The sequence below is a fragment of the Acinetobacter suaedae genome, from assembly GCF_008630915.1.
GTDB classification, from domain to species: Bacteria; Pseudomonadota; Gammaproteobacteria; order Pseudomonadales; family Moraxellaceae; genus Acinetobacter; species Acinetobacter suaedae.
This window is the reverse complement of record NZ_CP043909.1, coordinates 1,015,508-1,035,753: the sequence shown is the minus strand read 5'-3', so window position 1 is coordinate 1,035,753 and position 20,246 is coordinate 1,015,508. Positions and strand designations below refer to the sequence as shown.

The following is a 20,246-nucleotide window of genomic DNA, read 5'->3' as shown; positions in this document are numbered from 1 at the left end:
TCAATGATCGGATGTTTAATTGGCGAAGTGTTTGCCTTAGAAGCCCCAACCGTCTTACTCAATGTAAATGGTGTTGGCTATGAAATTGACACGCCACTTTCAACATTTTGCCAATTACAAAAAGGACAGAAAGTGACTTTATGGACACATCTTGTGGTTCGTGAAGATGCCCAACAACTTTATGGTTTTAGTGATGCACAGGAAAAGACAATTTTCCGAACCTTACTAAAAGTCAATGGTGTTGGTCCTAAAATGGCTTTAGGTATCCTATCAACATTGAGTGTTGAGTTACTGATTCATACCATTGAGCATGATGATATCAATACACTGATTAAAGTTCCTGGTGTCGGTAAAAAAACTGCCGAGCGTTTAATGATTGAATTACGTGATCGTTTTAAAGCTTTGGCAAATTCAACTGGCGGCACAACAAATACGGCAGCCGCTCAAATTCAATTTATGGCAAACTCACCTGTTGCCGAAGCAGAAGCTGCATTACAATCGTTGGGTTATAAACCTGCTGAAGCACAAAAAGCTGTAGCTGCTGTGAAAGCAGACTATACTGAGTCTGCCGATATTATTCGTGCTGCGCTTAAATCCATGATGAAGTAATAGATATATGCAAGATCGTCTTATTAGCGGAACAGAAAAACCAGAAGATCATTTTGATCGCGCCATTCGCCCTACGTCATTGGCTGACTATATTGGTCAACCTGTAGTCCGTGAGCAAATGGAAATCTTCATCGGCGCAGCTCGCGGTCGTGGTGAGGCCTTAGACCATACCCTGATTTTTGGTCCACCAGGTTTGGGTAAAACCACACTGGCAAACATTATCGCGCGAGAAATGGGTGGCAATTTAAAGTCAACCTCTGGCCCAGTACTGGAACGCGCTGGTGACTTAGCAGCAATGCTGACCAATCTTGAAGAAGGTGATGTTCTGTTTATTGACGAAATTCATCGTCTTTCACCCGTAATTGAAGAAATTCTCTATCCGGCAATGGAGGATTATCAACTCGATATTATGATTGGTGAAGGTCCTGCTGCCCGTTCAATTAAGCTTGATTTACCACCATTTACACTCGTAGCTGCAACCACACGAGCTGGCTTACTGACCTCTCCTCTACGCGATCGTTTCGGTATTGTACAGCGTCTTGAGTTTTACTCTGTCGAAGACTTAACTCATATTGTTACTCGTTCAGCAAACCTCATGGATGTACCAATCACGCATGACGGCTCAATGGAAATTGCACGTCGCTCACGTGGCACACCTCGTATTGCTAACCGCCTATTACGTCGAGTTCGTGACTATGCTCAAGTCAAAGGGACTGGTGAGGTTACTCAAGACATGGCGCAACGCGCCTTAGATATGTTAAATGTTGATAAAGATGGCTTAGATACATTAGACCGCCGTTATTTGTCTATGCTTTTAGAACGTTTTGAAGGACGACCAACTGGTGTTGAGGCTTTGGCTGCGGCAATGGCTGAAGACAGTGGAACACTGGAGGATGTGATTGAACCTTATTTGATTCAGCAAGGCTATGTGATGCGAACTGCACGTGGTCGTATTGCAACCAATATGGCTTATTTACAATTTGGTATGACACCGCCTGAGCCTAAAAACTAAACAGAGGAAGAGAAAATTCTCTTCCTTGTTAAATTTCAGTTTTGTTTTTTAAAAGAATAAATATCGTCTTATCAATCAAATAAAACTTCCATACTTTTTAAGTATTTTTTTATACCTTATTGATTTTTTGATATTCTAAAAAACTGAATTATAAGAAACCTATAACAAACCAAACTTGATCAACAATTATATTTTGAGGATAAATATATGTATAAAAGAGTTGCTTTACTTCTTCCACTTACCTTAATAAGCCAATTGAGCTTAGCTGATTGGGTAAAAGATGCTACAAAGCAAAATGAAAATCACGTAATTCAATTAAGACAACACATTCACCAATATCCTGAACTAGGTAATATGGAGTTTAAAACATCAGCCCTAGTTCAAAAAGAATTAAAGTCTTATGGTATTCAAGTCAAAACAGGTTATGCAAAAACTGGTGTTATTGGCATATTAAAAGGAGATAAACCTGGTCCAATCATTGCGCTGCGAGCTGATATGGATGCTTTACCCATGGAAGAAAAGAGCGGTGTTCCGTTTGCCAGTAAACAAAAGGCAATTTATCAAGGTAAGGAAAGTTATGTCATGCATGCTTGTGGCCACGATGCACACACTGCAATGCTGTTAGGTGCGGCAAAAATTTTGGCTGCCCATAAAAATCAAATATCAGGCACAGTCATCTTTGTTTTTCAACCTGCCGAAGAAGGAGGTGCAGATATAGACAACTTCACACACGGTGATCAAATAGGTTCAAGAAAAATGATCGCAGATGGTGCATTTAAAGATTATAAACCCGAAGCAATTTTTGGAATACATGTCGCTGCTGGCATGAAAAGTGGTCACCTTTATTATAAAGATGGTGCAATTTTAAACAGCGCTGATCACTTACGTATTCAGGTCAATGGCAAACAAGTTCACGGTTCAACGCCTTGGTTAGGCAGAGACCCAGTTTATGCATCGGCTCAAATGATTAATAATTTACAAAGTCTTATTAGCCGAAGAACAGACTTAACTCAAGGTATGGGCGTAATCAGTATTGGCAATATTCAAGGTGGTACAGCAGGTAATGTCATTCCTGAACAAGTCAATATGGTAGGTACTATCCGTTCTAATAACGAACAAATACGAGACAATATCCTAAAAAGTTTACCATCGCTAGTTGAACATAATGCTCAAGCCAATGATGTAACAGCTAAAGTTGAAATTGCACCTTATGCCCCGGTAACCATGAATGATAAAGTACTTACTCAACTGATCCAACCAACATTAGCTAAAGTTGCTGGAGATTCTAAACTGCATGTTTTAGATCACAATGAGAGCGCAAGTGAAGATTTCGCCTATTATGGAAAATTAATGCCCTCACTCTTTGTTTTCTTAGGTGCAACACCAGAGAATCAAGATCTAAAGCAGGCAGCTCCGAATCACAACCCTTATTTTATTGTAGATGATGCGACATTAAAAACAGGAACAGAGTTACATATAAGATTTGTGTTGGATTACCCCAATATATCTAAGCAAGTTCAAGCAGCTTGGAAACAACCCAAGCAATAAATCACCTACCGCGTAGGATGTTCCGTTTTAGACAATAAATACGGCAATCGCAATTGAAAGGTTGTGCCATAGGACTTAGTATTCAATCTGCTAAACTGCCCCGTATTTAAAGCTGGTTTATGATATTGAATAGAACCAAAGTTTTATTCAATAGTCATATATTAAATACAAAGCTCCATAGTGAACTAAAACGGAATACTCTCATGGCGAATCATTTTGAATTTAACATCCGTGTATATATTGAAGATACAGATGCAGGCGGTATCGTCTACCATGCTAATCACATTCGCTTCATGGAACGAGCACGTACCGAATGGTTACGCGCAGCCGGTGTAGATCACTACTGGCACCAACAAGACTACAACTTCGTTGTGCACCAAATTCAAGTCAAATATGTACGCCCTATATTAATGGATGATTTGATTACCGTTACAGCACGTGTTATTTCGTGTAAAGCTGCATCTTTTGTATTGCAACAAAATATATATCGTGGTGAAATCTTGCTGGCTTCTGGTGAGGTCGTATTGGCATGTTTAAACAAAGAATTAATGCCTCGACGACTCCCTCAAGAGATTCGTGATCTGATTCAAAAAGAATTAGCACAGGACGAAAAATAAACCTTTGGCACAGTGACTTATGGCAACTAATTTAGAATCTTCAATGCACATTTCTGACCTTATTTTACAAGCAAGCCCTGTTGTACAACTGGTCATGCTGATCTTATTACTTGCCTCAATATACAGTTGGTATGTGATTGCTAAATTACATATGAGCTTTAAAAAAACTGGACAAGATGATGAGCATTTTCAAAAAATGTTCTGGTCAGGTGCTGAACTCAACACCTTATATAACAATGCTCAACTCAATACCAAACGTCGCGGCTTAGAAGATGTTTTTTACCAAGGTTTGTCTGAGTTTTTTAAACTAAAAAAACGCAAGGCAGATACGAGCCAAACCATTGAGGGCACTGAGCGCATGTTACGTGTTGGTTTAAGTCGCGAACAAGGTGATTTAGAGCAAAACTTAGGCGTACTAGCAAGTATTGGTTCCGTTGCACCATATGTAGGTTTATTCGGTACCGTTTGGGGCATCATGAATGCCTTTATTGGTCTTGCTGCAGTTGATCAAGTGACTTTAGCCACTGTTGCCCCAGGGATCGCGGAAGCATTGATTGCAACTGCAATTGGTCTATTTGCTGCGATTCCTGCAGTACTTGCTTTTAACCATTTTACAGCGAAAGGTGAAGCTATCTATTCAGATCGTGCTCTTTTTGCTGAAGAAATGGTGGCGCTGTTGCAACGTCAATCGATTGGAACGGCACAGGAAGATGCATAATGGCGATTCAACGATCAGGGCGCTTTGAACGCATTAAAAAGCCTCTCAAAAGCGATATGAATGTCGTTCCTTATATTGATGTCATGCTTGTGCTGTTAGTCATTTTTATGGTTACAGCACCAATGATTACTAGTGGAATCAAGGTTGATTTGCCACAAGCAAATAACAATCCAATAGAGTCAAAAGAACGCCCTCCTATCGTTACGCTCGGTAGTAATGGCAATATTTATTTAGAATACAAAGATCATGATAAAAGTCAGGTTCTATCATTTCAGGAGTTAGAAAGTATTTTAAATGATGCTCAAACCAAGGCTGAGCAAGAAAATAAAACGCTAACCGTCTTGGTCAATGGTGATCAATCACGCCCTTATGGTGATGTGATTGCTCTAATGGCAAGTTTACAAAATGCTGGTCTAACTGAAGTAGGCTTGCTGACTAAGCCGTTAGAATAAGCTATGAAAAGATTTCAAAAGCCACCTTTTAAACAAAAACAAAATGCGATCGCGCTAGGTTTTACGCTTGGTATTCATGCTGTAGCTATTGTTGGCCTATTGTATTTAGGTATGAGCAAACCTCTTGAGCAACCAAAAAAAGTAAAAACGATTTTGGTTAATCCAGATGACCTACCTCAAACAATGGATTTTGAGACGACAGCTGAAAATCAAGCCGAAGAAATTCAAAGTCCTATTATAGATGAAACGCTGCCACAAAATTTACCAGCAACACCATCACAGCCGACAGAAGATGAACTTGCAGCTGAAAAACAAAGGGTAGAACAAATCCAACGGGAAAAACTAGCTGCACAACAACAAAAAGCTGACGCAGATGCTAAACGCAAAGCCGAAGCAGATACTAAACGTAAGGCTGAGGCTGATGCTAAACGCAAAGCCGAAGCAGATGCCAAAGCAAAAGCGGAGGCTGACGCTAAACGTAAGGCTGAGGCTGATGCTAAACGCAAAGCCGAAGCTGATGCCAAAGCAAAAGCGGAGGCTGACGCTAAACGTAAGGCTGAGGCAGATGCTAAACGCAAAGCCGAAGCTGATGCCAAAGCAAAAGCGGAGGCTGACGCTAAACGTAAGGCTGAGGCAGATGCTAAACGCAAAGCCGAAGCTGATGCCAAAGCAAAAGCGGAGGCTGACGCTAAACGTAAGGCTGAGGCAGATGCTAAACGCAAAGCCGAAGCTGATGCCAAAGCAAAAGCCGAGGCTGATGCCAAAGCAAAAGCCGAGGCTGATGCTAAACGCAAAGCCGAGGCTGATGCTAAACGCAAAGCCGAAGCAGATGCTAAACGCAAAGCCGAAGCAGATGCCAAAGCAAAAGCGGAGGCTGACGCTAAACGCAAAGCCGAGGCAGATGCCAAAGCAAAAGCCGAGGCTGACGCTAAACGTAAGGCTGAGGCAGATGCTAAAGCAAAAGCTGAAGCCGATGCTAAAGCAGCAGCTGCAAAACAGGCGGAACAAGAGGCTGCACAGAAAAAGGCTGAATCTAGACGTATTGCTTCAACAGCTAAACGTGATTTCGAACAGAAAATTTACCGTGCTTGGAATATGCCATTAGGCTCATCAGGTCAAAGAGCTAGTGCCCGTGTAACATTAAGTGATAGTGGTGCGGTCTTATCTGTTGTTGTAACAGCAAGTGATCCTGATGTTAAAGCCAGTGTTGAAGCAGCGATACGGGCAGCAGCACCTTACCCGATGCCAGAAGATCCAGATGCAAGACGTGAGGCTCGAAGCTTTACTTCAAATTTCACAGCAAAATAGTAATAAATGGTTAACGTTACATGCTTGTAATAGCACAAAGCATGTAACTATGTTAAATAATCAACAGCCACAAAAAACGAGAGCAAGTAATTGTAACTATGGAAAAGACTCGTAAGCATCTCATCGCAATTGCCGTTTTTACTGCAATTAGTGCCGCTATTCCAATGACAGCTTTTGCGCAGCTTCAATTGGAGATTGCAAAAGCACCTGAAAAAGCACCCAAAATCGCTATTGTTCCATTTACAAATGACAATGCGATCTACCCCATTGTTGAAAGTGACCTGAATCGTTCTGGTCGTTTTACTAGTGCCTCACAAAACTTACCTGCAACTGCCAGCATGAATCAGATTCAGGCAAGTGATTGGCAGAACGCGGGTGTTCCGTATGTTGTGGTTGGTCAAAGTAAGGCGATCAATGCCAATACCTTTGAAATTCACTATCAGCTGTATGATGTACAAAAACAACAATACTTACTTAATGAGGTTTTGACTGTACCTGCAGGCCGTGTACGTCAAGCTGGGCATATGATCAGTGATGCTATCTATCAAGCATTGACTGGCATTCCAGGTGACTTTAGTGGTCGTATTGCTTATGTACTCCGCAATCAAGCAAACCCAGCTCAACGTTACACTTTACAAATTGCTGATACAGATGGCGAGCAGCCGAAAACCGTACTTTCGTCACGTGATCCTATCCTCTCTCCGACCTGGACGCCTGATGCAAAGAAAATCGCTTACGTTTCTTTTGAAACCAAACGCCCAGCCATTTATCTACAAGATTTATCTACAGGTCAACGTGAAGTACTCGCAAGCTTTAGAGGATTAAATGGCGCGCCGAGTTTCTCACCTGATGGTCAATCGATGTTATTTACCGCATCGATGCATGGTAATCCTGAAATTTACCAAATGAATTTAAATACACGTCAAGTACAACGTATGACCAATGATACTGCGATTGATACTGAGGCGCGTTATGCACCAGATGGTAAATCATTTATTTTCACTTCTGATCGCGGCGGTTCACCACAAATTTATCGCTATACCTTTGCTGATAAATCTGTACGACGCTTAACTTTCCGTGGTGCATTCAATGCACGTGGAACCATAAGTGCGGATGGTAAAAGACTCGCTCTAGTCCATCGCCCAAGTGGAAGCAGCTATAAAGTTGCACTCCAAGATATTAATACAGGGATTACAAATATCTTGACCCCAACCAGCTTGGATGAATCACCAAGCTTCTCACCAAACGGTCAAATGGTTGTTTATGCAACACGTGAAGGCAATCGTGGCTTGCTGTCAATCATGTCTACTGATGGTCGTTTCCGTATGAATTTACCAAGCGAGCAAGGTGAAGTTCGTGAACCTGCTTGGGCACCAAAATAAATTTACTTGATTGGAGAATCACATGAATATGAAGTATCTTAGTCTTTCACTTATTGCTGCAACACTAGTTTTTACAGGTTGTGCGAGCCGCAAACCAGCAACTGACGCTACAACGGGAAGTACCCCAACAGGCGCTACTGTAAGCACTGAAGGTCTAAGCGAAGATGCTGCACTAAATGCACAAAATTTAGCTGGTGCATCTGCTAAAGGTGTGACTGCTGCAAACAAAGCATTCTTGGCAAAACGCGTTGTTCATTTCGACTATGACAGTAGTGAATTATCAAACGAAGACTACCAAACATTACAAGCACATGCACAATTCTTAGTTGCAAATGCGAATTCACGCGTTGCCTTAACAGGACATACTGATGAACGCGGTACTCGTGAATACAATATGGCATTAGGTGAGCGTCGTGCGAAAGCAGTTGAAAGCTTCTTAGTAACCAATGGTGTAAACCCTCAACAACTTGAAGCTGTAAGCTACGGTAAAGAGTCACCTATCAATACTGGCCATAATGAAGCAGCTTGGAAAGAAAATCGTCGTGTAGAAATCAACTATGAAGCTGTACCACCTTTACTGAAATAAGCTTGCCCTAATAAAAAATGCTCACATCATGTGAGCATTTTTTATGTTTGTTGAGAAACATCATCTTCATTGGGCTGCATTGATTCGATCAAATCATGCTTATTAAATTTTTTATACTCGGGTTTAGCCTCGTACTCTTTCCAAGCATCCTTGACACTCTCTTTAGAAATCTCATCTAAATTAATCGGCTCACCTGCTGTCGGTGTCGCATCAAAAGTCTTAGTTGACATTTTCATTCTCCAACGTCCTGTTCAATATCTATTCAACATAGCATGTAATGCCATATTTGTAATCATAAAAGCAACATAAATAAAGTAAGATAATTTTTATTTTAAAACGATCTCATCTAGAATAGGCACATTATTTTTTTATCCATTTTTCGACACAGCTAAACCGGAGCTATTGAATATGTCAAACCTAACTTTGTCTCAATATTTAGAACAACAAAATGGGAATTTGACTCCAGAATTGGCTCAAGTGATCGAAACAATTGCTGAAACCTGCAAAACAATTGACCAGGCTCTACAAAAAGGCGCTTTAGCAGGAATTCTTGGTAGCGCAGGCAATGAAAATGTTCAAGGTGAAACACAAAAGAAATTAGATGTAATTTCAAACGATTATTTAATCGATGCGTTAAAAGTACACCCTCAAGTCGGTGGTTTAGCATCTGAAGAGTTAGACGATTTCACCCCTGCTCAAGAAAATGGAAAATATTTAGTGTTATTTGATCCACTAGATGGTTCTAGTAACATTGATATCAATATGTGTGTCGGTACAATCTTCTCAATTTTACCTGCAAAAAATGCAGTCACTCAGTCTGCAGACTTTATGCAAGCAGGTACTGAACAAGTCGCTGCTGGCTATGTACTTTATGGCCCATCAACCATGCTGGCGCTTACAGTCGGTGCAGGTGTGGTGTTCTTTACTTTAGATCCAAACTCACAAACTTTCTTATTAACCACTGAAAATGTACAAGTATCAGCAGATACCCAAGAGTTTGCAATCAACGCATCAAATCAACGTCATTGGGAAAATCCTGTAAAACGTTATATCGATGAGCTATTAGCGGGAAAAACATCAGTACGAGAAAAAGATTTTAACATGCGTTGGGTTGCATGCATGGTAGGTGATATTCATCGTATCTTATGTCGTAGTGGTATTTTCCTTTATCCATATGATTTAAAAGATCCGAAAAAAGCAGGACGTTTACGTCTTATGTATGAAGCCAATCCTATGAGTATGTTAATTGAACAAGCTGGTGGTGCCTCTACAACTGGTCGAGTTCGTATCATGGAAATTCAACCAACCGAGCTTCATCAACGTGTCCCTGTCATTATTGGCTCTAAAAATGAAGTTCAACGTGTAACGAGCTATCATTCATAACCTAATTACTTCGGGCATCATGTAATCTTGATGCCCTCTCGGATGTTTTTATTATGGCGGTTATTTTTTTAGAATCAAAAGACAATGCAAAAATTAAACATTTGCGTGGCTTAATTGAACTCAATAGTGCTCGAAAAAAACATCAACAAACCGTTTTAGAAGGTACTCATCTTTGTATCGCGTGGTTACAGCAACAGGAAAAAATATTTTCTTTATTTACGACTGAACAGGCGTTAGCCCATCCAGACCTACAAAAAGTGATAGAGCTACACCAAGGCCATATTTTTGTGATTAGTGAGGTACTCTATAAAGATCTAAGTACTCTAGGTACGACACTTCCATGCTTAGCCATTATTGATCTACCTAAAACAGCATCAACAATTGACTTTGGTGTTGATACCTTGATTTTGGAAAATATCCAAGACCCGGGCAATGTAGGAACATTATTACGTTCAGCAGCCGCAGCAAATATCAAACAAGTCATTTGTACGCAAGGCTCTGCAACACTATGGTCTCCAAGAGTACTGAGAGCAGGCATGGGTGCTCATTTTAGTTTAAATTGCTTTGAAAATTTTCAACTCAATGACATTCTTCCAAAATTTCAGATTCCTGTTTTTGTGACCAGCTCCCACAAATCTACGAGTTTATACTCGAAAGATTTGACTCAACCTTGCGTATGGATTTTAGGAAATGAAGGTCAAGGTGCAAGTGATTATGCGCTTGAACACGCCCAAGCCGTAACGATTCCTCAACCGGGGGGACAAGAATCTTTAAATGTTGCAATCGCAGGTTCAATCTGCTTTTTCGAGATGGTCCGTCAACGTCTATAAAACGTTAAATTACATTAAAGCCGATTTTTTTGTTGGAAAAATCTATTACACTACAAAAAATAATTGCTTAAGTTGTCAACGCATCCACCATTTTCAACGTTATATGATTAATGAATTGATAATAATGGTGGGTTTCCATGACAGGATTTTCCATCTCTATGGATTTAGCACCGAAACAGGCTCGAACCAACAACAGTACTGATGTCAGTACTGTTGAACAACGTCTTCGTTTTTTTATGCAAGATGTAACTGGTCGTGCGCTTGTGATGATGGAGAGTGCAACACAAGGACAACAAGGAATCGCAATGGATTTAGTGCAAGAGGCATTTATTGCTTTGCATAAATCTTACTCCGAAAAAAGTACTGAAGAATGGTATCCCCTGTTCTATACGATTCTCAACAATAAATTGCAGGATTGGAGAAGAAAAGAAGCGCGGCGAGCAAACCCATTTTCATTATTCAAAAAAATTAATTTAGATGATGATGACGAAATTACTGATATCATTGATGAATCTACACCGAATCCATTTGAGTTTCTTAATCAAGAAGTCACAATGGATGAAATTCAAGAAGCCATTCATCAATTACCAGTTCGCCAACAACAAGCGTTTATGCTGAGAGCTTGGGAGGGTTTCGACACGATGACTACCGCTCAAATTATGGACTGTAGTGAAGGTAGTGTAAAAACACATTATCACCGTGCAATTCAGGGGCTACGAGTTGCTCTCGCGCATTTAAATCCACATACGGGAGGATCATCAGATGAATAAAGATGAGTTCACTAAACAAGTGACTTCCAAACTTGATCAACTTGCAAAAGAACAGCATCACAATAAGCTCATGGTGATGAATAATGTTTTGGATAGCGTCCAAAAGAAACCGACTTCCTATTACAGTATTTGGAAAATGTCAGGTTTTGCATTAGCCGCTGCAATTACAGGTATTGTGATTTTACCGAACTCTTTACAATTGACGGATAAACCACAAAACCAAGTTGTGATCAATCCAAAACTCTCCCCACAAATGGTTGAAGATATGGAAATGTTAATGGTCTTGGGCGAGGATAAGGTTCGACATGGCAGCTAAAAGATTAGCACTTGTTGTATGCACAATCGGTTTACTACAGACTAGTTTCGCTGGTTCAGACCGCTTTTGGCCATTTTCCAAGCCAGTTAAAACAACAACTGAAGAAGCATGGGACGATTTATCCCCTGAAGAACAACGTGCACTTATCAAGCGTTATCAAACCCTTAAAGAAATTCCCAATGATCAGAGTTCTCAGCTACAGCAACGCATGGAATGGTTTACCCAACTCCCCGATGATGAAAAACAGAAAATGCGTGATGTATGGCAGAGAATGAGTACACAAGAACGTACAACATTACGTAAGCGCATGCAAAATGCAAGTTTAGAAGAACGAGTAAATATCAGAGAAGAGTATTTGACCAAATATTCTGAACACTAGAATTACTTATTGACTAACGTAAAAATAGCGCCATAAGGCGCTATTTTTTACATCGATCTTACTTTCTTCTTAAACAGCGGTACGCTAACAAGCCAAGTAGACCAAACAATGATAAAAGTGTTGTACTTCCTCCACCGCTCTTCGCATTACGTTTATTATCTGTCGTATTAGCAGTGCTAATAACCTTAACCGTACCTACATTTGAAATTGCAGGTGTTGGAAGCTCATTATCATAAACTTGATAATTAAATGAAAAATTAAATTGGTTAAAAGCATTTGCTTCTTTAATATAAATATTACCACCATAACACTTTTCTTGTTGATCAGGAGCAGGACAATTCCCCACTCGATCAGCAGTAATAATTAAATTACTAGAAACATTGGATAAACGGATCGGCAGTTCTACACCTTCTTCATTATGCCAAAAAGCAGATTTATTTGGCTTTAACTCAGGACCTGAGCCATTAGGACCTGTATCCCCATCGTCATTGGCAAAATCTAGTAAATTTAAAGTAGCAGTTTCATTTTTTTGATACTTCAATGTTACTGAGGTATCTTTGACTACAGGTGCAATGTTCACAAAAGCTGCCTGCAACAATCCAGTAGAAGTGATTTTTCGATTTGCTATAGATGTAATGGTATATTTACAATAGTACTTGTCACCAGCTTGAGTTATTTCATCATCAGTACGATAAATCATAATCTGTTCTAGGGCAGCATTCCACTTACAGACAAGCTCCTCTTCTGGTTCAATACCAGCAATCGCACCATCAATCTGCCCTTTTCCTAATGCTTCAACCTCAATATCATAGTGCTCAGGACTAAAAAATTGTAAAGCATGTGTTTTTCCATCAGATGTAAGAACTTCTTCAGGCAAAGGTAGCTTTTGATTGCGTAAATCTACATAAATCGCACGATATTTTAAGGCATCCTGTCTTTTTTCTGGGTCAGCAAACACATCTAAAACTTTTTTGTATTGCGCTAAACGGAATTTATAATACGTAAGGAATTCTGAATTATTTGGGTTTTTAACTAAATTTTCAAATAATTCGTAACTACCTTGATAATTATCGATCATTTTACTAATTGAACTATTTGATAGATCAAAAATATCACCAGCAGTTAAACGCATTAACTCAACAGAACCAATATCACAAGTATTTCGCGCGTCTGGATCTAGATTTAAAGCACCATCAGTAATTCTAGACAACCCTCGCTGATCAATTGTACTGCAATCAGTCACCCCTGTATTAATTAGATCCTTAACTTTTTTATCTTCATCCTGCTCGAATCTATTCTTATCGATAGGATAATATAAGGGTAAAAATCCCGTGTGGACTGAAGCAGGGATGTACGCACTTAAGTATGTACCGATTGGTTTATCACTTACGTCAATATTGCTTTCATTTTTAACAAAAACCTCTTCTGGCAAATCACAATAATTTGCACTGGCTTCATTTTTTACAAAAGCGTTATATGCAAAAAGAAGTCCGACATTTTCTTGCTTTTTAGCTGAACCTAACAAATAACGACAAGCATAAGTCCCAATCTCACCATTATAAGCTAACACATTAAAAGTTATACGTTTTAGCCCAATTTTGTCATACAAGAATGTAGTGTATGCACTATTCTCAACAATGGTATTATTTTCTAGCGTTAAACGACTCAACGTACTTAATACACTAGAGCGGTTACCTGTACCCTGTCCAGCCTCTGTATCCCCAGTGAACTTGATAAGATTACCATATGTAGAATTTGCTATATTTTTAGCAATCGTATTAGATTCCAATACAATTGTTGGTTCTCCGACAAACTCAAACATACTCTTGGAAGTAGTTGAACCATTTTTAACTAAACTACTTGAGTTAATTGTAATATTGCGCTGAGTATACCCTAAGTCATTCTTATCATGCATTGCAAGCACACTTCCGATAGGTGCCTGATTACCTTGAATTAAACTTTTAGAGATAGTTAAACCACTACTATTTCCAGCCAAATAAATCGCACCACCGGCCTGCTCTGCTTTCGAATCTAAAATTTGGCTACTCAATAAAGAAACATCATCACCAGCATAAATCGCCCCCCCCAACCCAGATGTGTATCCACCTCTTAAAATCAGGTTACTCAACACTAATTTCTGTTTACCAACAGTGGTATTAAAAATACGAGAATTTTCTGCTTGTATTGTCGTTTGCAATGGAATTTGTGCTGGGTATTGATTAACCACATCATTTAATAAAACATTTTTATTTTCCCAATCCACAGGACCTGCACCCAAAATTGATACATTAACTTGAGGTTGAAGTTCACTTTTTAATGTATAAACACCTTTTTCAAGTTGAATCTTTTTTTGTGTACTTGAACGAGTATCTGTTACCACACATCCACCATAGGAAGTACGGCGTTTTGCAGTTTCAAGTGCCTCACGAAGTGAACAAGCTTTTAGATTTTCACCATCTTCATCCACAAATGTCGTAACTTTAATGGGTTCATCACTTGTCTCTGCTATCAGAGACATTGAGGCCAACACCATTGATGCCAATAACGCTTTCTTATAATTTTTCATCTCATCATCCTTGATTATGACTTAAACCGACGTAACCCTAGTAAGCCGAATAACATAATAATTGCGCCAAATCCAATACTTCCTCCACCAACATTTACAGTCTTACTTTTAAAATTATTCTTAGGATCTTGTACAATGGTTGTTGGAATCTCAATATAATTATTTGAAATATCATTAAAGCGCGTTGTTGTTGTTACGATACGCATTTTAAATATATCTGCACCATGCCAATTACTATACGGAACATAGGTAACATTTCCGTCTTGATCTAAAGTCAAAGTTCCCTTCGATGGTGTTTGATTCTGAACAACGTCCAAACAACCAAACTGCCAAGCTTGTCCATCAGAGCGTTTACCTAATACTTTTTCACAAGTTACAGGATCAAGTAGCTCACCATCGACTAAACTTTCAGTAATATTAAACTTTGCGACTTCATTAAAATAAATATCCTGCCCAGCGATAGGAATATTACTGCGATCAACAACCAACTCTATCGCGCCCATATCACATAGTTCAGTATAACCACTACGACTTATGCCTCGCTGATCTGTTGCTTCACAACTCGCCAAACTAAAATTTGTTCCATCACTATAAATTCGTCCTTTATTCACAATAAGTGAATCAGACAAACTGTTATATGAAGCTAATAATCTAGGCTTAAAAAAGCCTAACATTTTATCCTTTGGCGTATTATATGGGCACAATAAACCATCCGCTGGAGGTGCGTTACAGACTCCGACATCTTCACTTCCAGCAATCAGCTTATTATTCCCTATCATAAAGTTAGGTAAACGATCAGCAGAGTTATGATCACACTCAACCGTTGTCAAATTACTCTGAACTACAGTTGTATCATTTGTTGTCGCTGTACAATTTTTATTTCCATTTTCGACAATAATACTGTTCGAAACATATGATTTAGGATATGGCGTTACTTTTTCCTCTGTCGTGCCATCCTCTTTAACGACTGTTGTGACTTTTTCTTTTAATGCTTGTAAATACAGACCTGCAGCGTTTTTAATCATCGTTAGATTATTAAAAACCATTCCCTCTCGAATATTAGCAACATATCCACCTTTATTATGGAAAATTGTACTATTTCTTATTCCTGTCTCTCCAGTAGCAGGAAAGCTTCCAATCGTTTGATCACTTAAACCTGTTTGAATATATATTAATGCCCCTTCTGGACTAGCAGTCCCCTCATTATCACGAATAACAGAATGTGAAATTAAATAACGAGGTATTTCACTATATATTACAGCCCCTTGATCAGCTTTATTATATTCAAAAATACTGTTTTGTATTCTGATTCGTCCTGCTGTCTTTTGTGCATGAGTACCAGCATTATAAATTGCGCCGCCTTGGTTTGCATGTCCATTAATAAAACGAGAGTGTTCAACCTTCAAATCCTCACGATTTAAAATGAGCCCACCGTTATTGGAGAGACGCTCAGAAGATCCTTTTAAATTAAGTTCTTTAAAACTAACAGCGATTAAATCATTTTCAACATTACCATCATCAATGACAAATAAACGATTTTTCCCTGTGACACTGATTGTCGCATTATTCAAGCCTTTCTTTTGATCGTTAAAGTCCGTACTTTTGGCTGTTGCAATAGTCATTGGAGCTTTAATTTCTAACTGACTCTTTAATTTATATTCTTGATCTCGCTTTAATATAATTGTCGAGCTAGAGTTTTCATCACCACATCCGTTGTAGCCATTTTTATATTGATCTTGCGATCGATTATTTAAAAAGAATATAGCTTCACGTAATGAACAAACGGAATCATTTTTGTCTTCATCCACTAATGTTGTAACTAGAATATCAGCTGAATATGCATGTCCAGTAATCGCAAACAAAGCACAGGCAAGCGTCCGCTTGAGCATACCGTTCTCCTTCTATTTTTTCATTTTTCTAGGTATTGCAAAAATCCTATTTTGCAACCACATCCTTTGTGCGTACTTTGTCACAGCTCTCAAAATTACTCAAGAAATTTTATGCTATTGGCGATATTCATCAATCAAGGCATAAATTTGCTTTAATGTCGTATTAGATAGCTTGGTTTTTTCACCTTTTAACATTTTTTCTAGTTGAGCCAATGTCTGTAAAAGAATTGAGGCTTGGTGAGGGCCATTATGCAATAAATAATCTACAATTTGTTGATCAAAGTGAATCCCTCTACGTGTCATCACAGATTGTAATAATGCCTGTCGATCAACAAAAGAGCTTCCATTCGGTGCTTTTACGCTCACAGCCTGTGTCAATCTTGATTGCAAATCAGGAAGTTCCAATTTCAACTCAATCGGAGCAACTCTAGATGAGAATACCAATTGTCCCTCATGGTTGTTCATCAGATGAAAAACTGCTTTCTGCCAATGAGGCACCCCACTAATTGCCTCAATATCATCTAATGCCACTAAATCATAAAACTCTAAGGCGGTAATTGCTTCAATTGGCGCATCCAATAAAGCCAACAAAGAAACTTTTATTGCTGGGCGCCCTAGTTCTAAATATGAATCACAAATTGCAGATAATAAGTGACTTTTACCTGTACCAGCACCACCATAAATATACAGACGGCTAACCAACCCCGTATGTAGTTGTCTCACAGCATCAACCACAGGCCCCCAACCTGGCCCCGAAAAATCACTGATTCGGGCATCCAGTTGTGGTTCAATATCCAGTTGTAATTGACGCATAGAGTTAATTTGTTCCCCGCTTACTTGGAATCATCTTTTGAGTTTGAAGTCTCTGTATCTTGAGAGTTTTTTATTTCAAGATCAAGCTCTACTTGATCAGTTTCAACATTGAGATGTTGTGGGGTACTTTCGACAACTATCATTTCTTGAGACAAACCATAGAAACGACTTTTTTCATAACCATCTCTAGCATGTCTTAGCAATACAACGATCACTGCTGCTACAGGCAGTGCTATCAACATCCCTAAAAAGCCTGCGAGCTGTGCACCTGCTAAAACAGCAAATACTACTGCAACTGGAGATAAACCAATTTTATCACCTAATAAGAAAGGCTGTAGAATATAACCTTCCACCATTTGCCCAACAAGAAAGACCGCTCCAACCAAAAGTAGCTGTGTCCAATCTAATCCAAACTGGAATAAAGTCGCAACCACTGCAGCAATAATTCCAACGGCAAAACCAAGATAAGGGATGATACTTGCAAGACCTGCGACCATCCCTATAATCAGCCCTACTTCTAAACCAATCAGTTGCAAACCAACCGCATAAATCACACCTAATAAAAGCATGACTAAAAACTGCCCTTTTACAAAGGCACCTAGCACGCTATGACATTCACGAATAATTTTTAAAGTAGATGCTTCATAAGGACGTGGAATCAAACGACGTAAACTTTGTAGCATTCTTTCCCAGTCTAAAAGGAAATAGAAAGAAATAATCGGAATTAAAATAATAACCCCACCAATCTGGATAAAATTCAACCCCGATTGCGCAAGACGTAATGCAAAGGTCTGAATACTATCGGAACTATAATTTGTTTGCACATATTCCATCACGACTTTTGAGATTTGATCAGTATCAATTTCCATTGGAACCAAATCAAAAGTTTCAGACATCCATGGTAAGAATGTCGCATTTATCCAGTGAATACCCGCTGGAATACTATCCCGAGCATAAATCAATTGCTTCCAAACGAGCGGAGCAAGGAACCATAAAACGACAGTTAATGTCACACCAATACCAATAAACACCACACTAATCGCCAACCAGCGAGGTAACTTGATCTTGACTAACACATCAACCAAAGGACTAAAAAAATATGCAATCAAAAAAGCGCCAACGAAAGGAATCACAATCGGTTTGAGTAAATAAATTACCCAAATCAATAATGCGAGCCCAGCGAGAATAAAGATACGGCGGAGTACCAAATCTTGCATAAAATTTAACCTTTGTTCGTGTAATCGTTATAAATGGAAAAAATTTTTAATAAAGATAGCATTTTCGAGCATAAATAACATAAGAGTTTCGTATATTCAGGTTATAATCTGCCGCCAATGCGGAGACTTCACTATGAGCAACTCAACTTCTACCCCAAATACTGGTTTAAGCTACAAAGATGCGGGCGTCGACATTGAAGCGGGCGACGCACTGGTCGATCGTATCAAATCTGTCGCAAAACGCACCACTCGTCCTGAAGTCATGGGCGGTCTAGGTGGTTTTGGCGCACTATGCAAAATTCCAAAAGGTTATGAAGAGCCTGTATTGGTTTCAGGAACTGACGGCGTAGGTACAAAATTACGCTTAGCCCTCAATCTCAATCGTCATGACACAATTGGACAAGATCTTGTCGCAATGTGTGTAAACGATTTACTGGTTTGTGGTGCAGAACCTTTATTCTTCTTAGATTACTATGCAACTGGACATTTGAATGTAGATGTTGCAGCCAACGTTGTAACGGGTATCGGTAAAGGTTGTGAGCTTGCTGGTTGCGCACTGGTCGGTGGTGAAACTGCTGAAATGCCGGGTATGTATGAAGGTGAAGATTACGACCTTGCTGGTTTCGCAGTAGGTGTCGTTGAACAAAGTAAGATCATTGACGGCACTAAAGTCAAAGCCGGTGATGTTTTGATCGGTGTAGCATCAAGTGGTGCTCACTCAAATGGTTATTCATTACTACGCAAAATCTTAGATGTTAAGAATGTAGATTTAACTCAAATCGTTGATGGTCGCCCACTCGCTGATGTTGCAATGGAACCAACGCGCATTTATGTAAAACCTGTTTTAGAGTTATGCAAACAAGTTGACGTGCATGCAATGGCACATATCACAGGTGGTGGTTTACCAGGTAACCTTCCTCGCGTTCTTCCTAATGGCGCACAAGCTGTCATTGATGAATCAAGCTGGGAATGGTCTGAGTTATTCCAATTACTACAACGCGAAGGTAATGTAGAGCGCTTCGAAATGTATCGTACATTTAACTGTGGCGTTGGTATGGTCATTGCAGTTGATCCAAGTGAAGCAGATAAAGCAGTTGAAGTCTTAAATGCTCAAGGTGAAAAAGCTTGGAAAATTGGTCATATCCAAGAAAATGCTGAATCTGTTGAAGGCGCTGACGAAAAAATTCGTGTGATCTTTGCATAATGAGAATTGCGGTCCTTGTCTCTGGCAACGGTAGCAACCTACAAGCCCTGATAGATACAAATCTGTCAGGGCAAATCATTGGTGTCTTATCTAACAAAGCTGATGCTTATGCATTACAACGTGCCAAAGACGCCAATATTGCAGCCGCAGTCATTTCACATAAAGACTTTCCAACTAGAGAAAGCTTTGACGAAGCAATGCATCAACAATTGATCGCATGGCAAGTTGATCTTGTGATCCTTGCGGGCTTTATGCGGATTTTAACCCCAAACTTTGTCAGCAAATGGCAAGGTAAGATGTTGAATATCCATCCATCTCTGTTGCCTTTCTATAAAGGTATTAATACACATCAACGTGTCTTAAATACAGGAGATCGCCTGCATGGTTGTACGGTTCATTTTGTAACAGCAGAATTAGATGCTGGTCAAAGCATTGCGCAATCTGCAATTCAAGTCAGTCTAAATGACACGGTAGAAAGCTTAGCGCAACGGGTACACCAACTTGAGCATTTCATTTACCCTCAAGTTGTACAGTGGTTTTGTACGGGGCAGTTAACTTGGCAAAATGGTCAAGCCCACTTCAATCAAAAACCATTGGCTCAACCCATTCAGTTTGCACAATGGTAATTTAACCATAACCAGCAAATT

At 39.4% G+C, this 20,246-nt stretch carries 21 protein-coding genes; 16 read left to right on the top strand and 5 right to left on the bottom strand.

All coding sequences use genetic code 11. The features are described 5' to 3' along the window. Positions 1-3 precede the first annotated feature (3 nt). The 9 genes from ruvA to pal all read left to right on the top strand — a co-directional run bounded on the left by ruvA (position 4) and on the right by pal (position 8,232). A complete protein-coding gene (gene ruvA, locus F2A31_RS04800) occupies positions 4-609 on the top strand; it encodes a Holliday junction branch migration protein RuvA (protein ID WP_005089630.1) in 606 nt (201 codons plus the stop codon). Positions 610-616: 7 nt separating this feature from the next. Next, positions 617-1,621, top strand: coding sequence for a Holliday junction branch migration DNA helicase RuvB (gene ruvB, locus F2A31_RS04795; RefSeq protein ID WP_150025429.1), 1,005 nt, complete (start codon positions 617-619; stop codon positions 1,619-1,621). A gap of 207 nt (positions 1,622-1,828) precedes the next feature. Beyond that, entirely contained in the window at positions 1,829-3,169 is a 1,341-nt protein-coding gene (locus F2A31_RS04790) for a M20 family metallopeptidase (RefSeq protein WP_150025428.1), read from the top strand. A 203-nt stretch (positions 3,170-3,372) separates the two neighbouring features. Continuing rightward, on the top strand, positions 3,373-3,786 hold the full coding sequence (ybgC, locus tag F2A31_RS04785) for a tol-pal system-associated acyl-CoA thioesterase (protein ID WP_004640100.1): 414 nt from the start codon (positions 3,373-3,375) through the stop codon (positions 3,784-3,786). Between the two features lie 19 nt (positions 3,787-3,805). After that, entirely contained in the window at positions 3,806-4,504 is a 699-nt protein-coding gene (tolQ, locus tag F2A31_RS04780) for a protein TolQ (protein ID WP_150025427.1), read from the top strand. Then, positions 4,504-4,956 carry a protein TolR gene (tolR, locus tag F2A31_RS04775; RefSeq protein ID WP_150025426.1) on the top strand — a complete coding sequence of 151 codons (453 nt, stop codon included), beginning with the start codon at positions 4,504-4,506 and terminating at the stop codon, positions 4,954-4,956. Before tolQ ends, tolR begins: the two co-directional genes overlap by 1 nt. A 3-nt stretch (positions 4,957-4,959) precedes the next feature. Further along, the gene (gene tolA, locus F2A31_RS04770) at positions 4,960-6,264 is read left to right on the top strand and encodes a cell envelope integrity protein TolA (protein WP_150025425.1); all 1,305 of its coding nucleotides are present in this window, start codon (positions 4,960-4,962) and stop codon (positions 6,262-6,264) included. 98 nt (positions 6,265-6,362) lie between these two features. Further along, positions 6,363-7,646 (top strand): Tol-Pal system beta propeller repeat protein TolB, encoded by a 1,284-nt coding sequence (gene tolB, locus F2A31_RS04765; RefSeq protein WP_150025424.1) that lies wholly within the window; start codon positions 6,363-6,365, stop codon positions 7,644-7,646. Between the two features lie 22 nt (positions 7,647-7,668). Then, positions 7,669-8,232, top strand: coding sequence for a peptidoglycan-associated lipoprotein Pal (pal, locus tag F2A31_RS04760; protein ID WP_150025423.1), 564 nt, complete (start codon positions 7,669-7,671; stop codon positions 8,230-8,232). A 41-nt stretch (positions 8,233-8,273) separates the two neighbouring features. Here the strand turns inward: pal and F2A31_RS04755 are convergent, their stop codons facing one another. Further along, positions 8,274-8,462 (bottom strand): NF038105 family protein, encoded by a 189-nt coding sequence (locus F2A31_RS04755; protein ID WP_150025422.1) that lies wholly within the window; start codon positions 8,460-8,462, stop codon positions 8,274-8,276. 178 nt (positions 8,463-8,640) lie between these two features. On the opposite strand from F2A31_RS04755, the gene F2A31_RS04750 reads away from it, so the two are divergent. From F2A31_RS04750 to F2A31_RS04725, 5 genes are all read left to right on the top strand, one after another. Then, complete coding sequence (locus F2A31_RS04750) at positions 8,641-9,615, top strand: class 1 fructose-bisphosphatase (RefSeq protein WP_150025421.1); 975 nt, start codon at positions 8,641-8,643, stop codon at positions 9,613-9,615. Positions 9,616-9,668: 53 nt separating this feature from the next. Continuing rightward, positions 9,669-10,445, top strand: a complete 777-nt coding sequence (locus F2A31_RS04745) for a TrmH family RNA methyltransferase (protein ID WP_150025420.1) — start codon at positions 9,669-9,671, stop codon at positions 10,443-10,445. A 158-nt stretch (positions 10,446-10,603) separates the two neighbouring features. Further along, entirely contained in the window at positions 10,604-11,215 is a 612-nt protein-coding gene (locus F2A31_RS04735; RefSeq protein ID WP_150025418.1) for an RNA polymerase sigma factor, read from the top strand. Beyond that, positions 11,208-11,531 carry a hypothetical protein gene (locus F2A31_RS04730; RefSeq protein WP_150025417.1) on the top strand — a complete coding sequence of 108 codons (324 nt, stop codon included), beginning with the start codon at positions 11,208-11,210 and terminating at the stop codon, positions 11,529-11,531. The genes F2A31_RS04735 and F2A31_RS04730 overlap by 8 nt, the downstream gene beginning before the upstream one ends. Continuing rightward, positions 11,521-11,910 (top strand): DUF3106 domain-containing protein, encoded by a 390-nt coding sequence (locus F2A31_RS04725; protein WP_150025416.1) that lies wholly within the window; start codon positions 11,521-11,523, stop codon positions 11,908-11,910. The genes F2A31_RS04730 and F2A31_RS04725 overlap by 11 nt, the downstream gene beginning before the upstream one ends. 58 nt (positions 11,911-11,968) lie before the next feature. On the opposite strand, the gene F2A31_RS04720 is transcribed toward F2A31_RS04725, so the two are convergent. From F2A31_RS04720 to cxpE, 4 genes are all read right to left on the bottom strand, one after another. After that, the gene (locus tag F2A31_RS04720) at positions 11,969-14,476 is read right to left on the bottom strand and encodes a CSLREA domain-containing protein (RefSeq protein WP_150025415.1); all 2,508 of its coding nucleotides are present in this window, start codon (positions 14,474-14,476) and stop codon (positions 11,969-11,971) included. Between the two features lie 14 nt (positions 14,477-14,490). After that, the gene (gene rbtA, locus F2A31_RS04715; RefSeq protein WP_150025414.1) at positions 14,491-16,365 is read right to left on the bottom strand and encodes a rhombotarget A; all 1,875 of its coding nucleotides are present in this window, start codon (positions 16,363-16,365) and stop codon (positions 14,491-14,493) included. A gap of 114 nt (positions 16,366-16,479) precedes the next feature. After that, on the bottom strand, positions 16,480-17,178 hold the full coding sequence (locus tag F2A31_RS04710) for a DnaA ATPase domain-containing protein (protein ID WP_150025413.1): 699 nt from the start codon (positions 17,176-17,178) through the stop codon (positions 16,480-16,482). A gap of 20 nt (positions 17,179-17,198) precedes the next feature. Continuing rightward, positions 17,199-18,395, bottom strand: a complete 1,197-nt coding sequence (cxpE, locus tag F2A31_RS04705; RefSeq protein ID WP_150025412.1) for a chloramphenicol efflux transporter CxpE — start codon at positions 18,393-18,395, stop codon at positions 17,199-17,201. Between the two features lie 133 nt (positions 18,396-18,528). On the opposite strand from cxpE, the gene purM reads away from it, so the two are divergent. Continuing rightward, on the top strand, positions 18,529-19,599 hold the full coding sequence (purM, locus tag F2A31_RS04700) for a phosphoribosylformylglycinamidine cyclo-ligase (protein ID WP_150025411.1): 1,071 nt from the start codon (positions 18,529-18,531) through the stop codon (positions 19,597-19,599). Then, entirely contained in the window at positions 19,596-20,225 is a 630-nt protein-coding gene (gene purN / locus F2A31_RS04695) for a phosphoribosylglycinamide formyltransferase (protein WP_171490632.1), read from the top strand. The genes purM and purN overlap by 4 nt, the downstream gene beginning before the upstream one ends. The last annotated feature ends 21 nt before the right edge of the window (positions 20,226-20,246 follow it).

What these genes read in the sequence shown, in the direction of transcription:
- F2A31_RS04730 (WP_150025417.1), top strand. Translation starts at nt 11,208, where the DNA reads ATGAATAAAGATGAGTTCACTAAACAAGTGACTTCCAAACTTGATCAA.
- F2A31_RS04750 (WP_150025421.1), top strand. Translation starts at nt 8,641, where the DNA reads ATGTCAAACCTAACTTTGTCTCAATATTTAGAACAACAAAATGGGAAT.
- tolQ (WP_150025427.1), top strand. Translation starts at nt 3,806, where the DNA reads ATGGCAACTAATTTAGAATCTTCAATGCACATTTCTGACCTTATTTTA.
- rbtA (WP_150025414.1), bottom strand. Translation starts at nt 16,365, where the DNA reads ATGCTCAAGCGGACGCTTGCCTGTGCTTTGTTTGCGATTACTGGACAT.
- pal (WP_150025423.1), top strand. Translation starts at nt 7,669, where the DNA reads ATGAATATGAAGTATCTTAGTCTTTCACTTATTGCTGCAACACTAGTT.
- tolA (WP_150025425.1), top strand. Translation starts at nt 4,960, where the DNA reads ATGAAAAGATTTCAAAAGCCACCTTTTAAACAAAAACAAAATGCGATC.
- F2A31_RS04720 (WP_150025415.1), bottom strand. Translation starts at nt 14,476, where the DNA reads ATGAAAAATTATAAGAAAGCGTTATTGGCATCAATGGTGTTGGCCTCA.
- ybgC (WP_004640100.1), top strand. Translation starts at nt 3,373, where the DNA reads ATGGCGAATCATTTTGAATTTAACATCCGTGTATATATTGAAGATACA.
- F2A31_RS04735 (WP_150025418.1), top strand. Translation starts at nt 10,604, where the DNA reads ATGGATTTAGCACCGAAACAGGCTCGAACCAACAACAGTACTGATGTC.
- F2A31_RS04725 (WP_150025416.1), top strand. Translation starts at nt 11,521, where the DNA reads ATGGCAGCTAAAAGATTAGCACTTGTTGTATGCACAATCGGTTTACTA.
- cxpE (WP_150025412.1), bottom strand. Translation starts at nt 18,395, where the DNA reads ATGCAAGATTTGGTACTCCGCCGTATCTTTATTCTCGCTGGGCTCGCA.
- ruvB (WP_150025429.1), top strand. Translation starts at nt 617, where the DNA reads ATGCAAGATCGTCTTATTAGCGGAACAGAAAAACCAGAAGATCATTTT.
- F2A31_RS04745 (WP_150025420.1), top strand. Translation starts at nt 9,669, where the DNA reads ATGGCGGTTATTTTTTTAGAATCAAAAGACAATGCAAAAATTAAACAT.
- F2A31_RS04790 (WP_150025428.1), top strand. Translation starts at nt 1,829, where the DNA reads ATGTATAAAAGAGTTGCTTTACTTCTTCCACTTACCTTAATAAGCCAA.
- F2A31_RS04710 (WP_150025413.1), bottom strand. Translation starts at nt 17,178, where the DNA reads ATGCGTCAATTACAACTGGATATTGAACCACAACTGGATGCCCGAATC.
- F2A31_RS04755 (WP_150025422.1), bottom strand. Translation starts at nt 8,462, where the DNA reads ATGTCAACTAAGACTTTTGATGCGACACCGACAGCAGGTGAGCCGATT.
- ruvA (WP_005089630.1), top strand. Translation starts at nt 4, where the DNA reads ATGATCGGATGTTTAATTGGCGAAGTGTTTGCCTTAGAAGCCCCAACC.
- purM (WP_150025411.1), top strand. Translation starts at nt 18,529, where the DNA reads ATGAGCAACTCAACTTCTACCCCAAATACTGGTTTAAGCTACAAAGAT.
- tolB (WP_150025424.1), top strand. Translation starts at nt 6,363, where the DNA reads ATGGAAAAGACTCGTAAGCATCTCATCGCAATTGCCGTTTTTACTGCA.
- tolR (WP_150025426.1), top strand. Translation starts at nt 4,504, where the DNA reads ATGGCGATTCAACGATCAGGGCGCTTTGAACGCATTAAAAAGCCTCTC.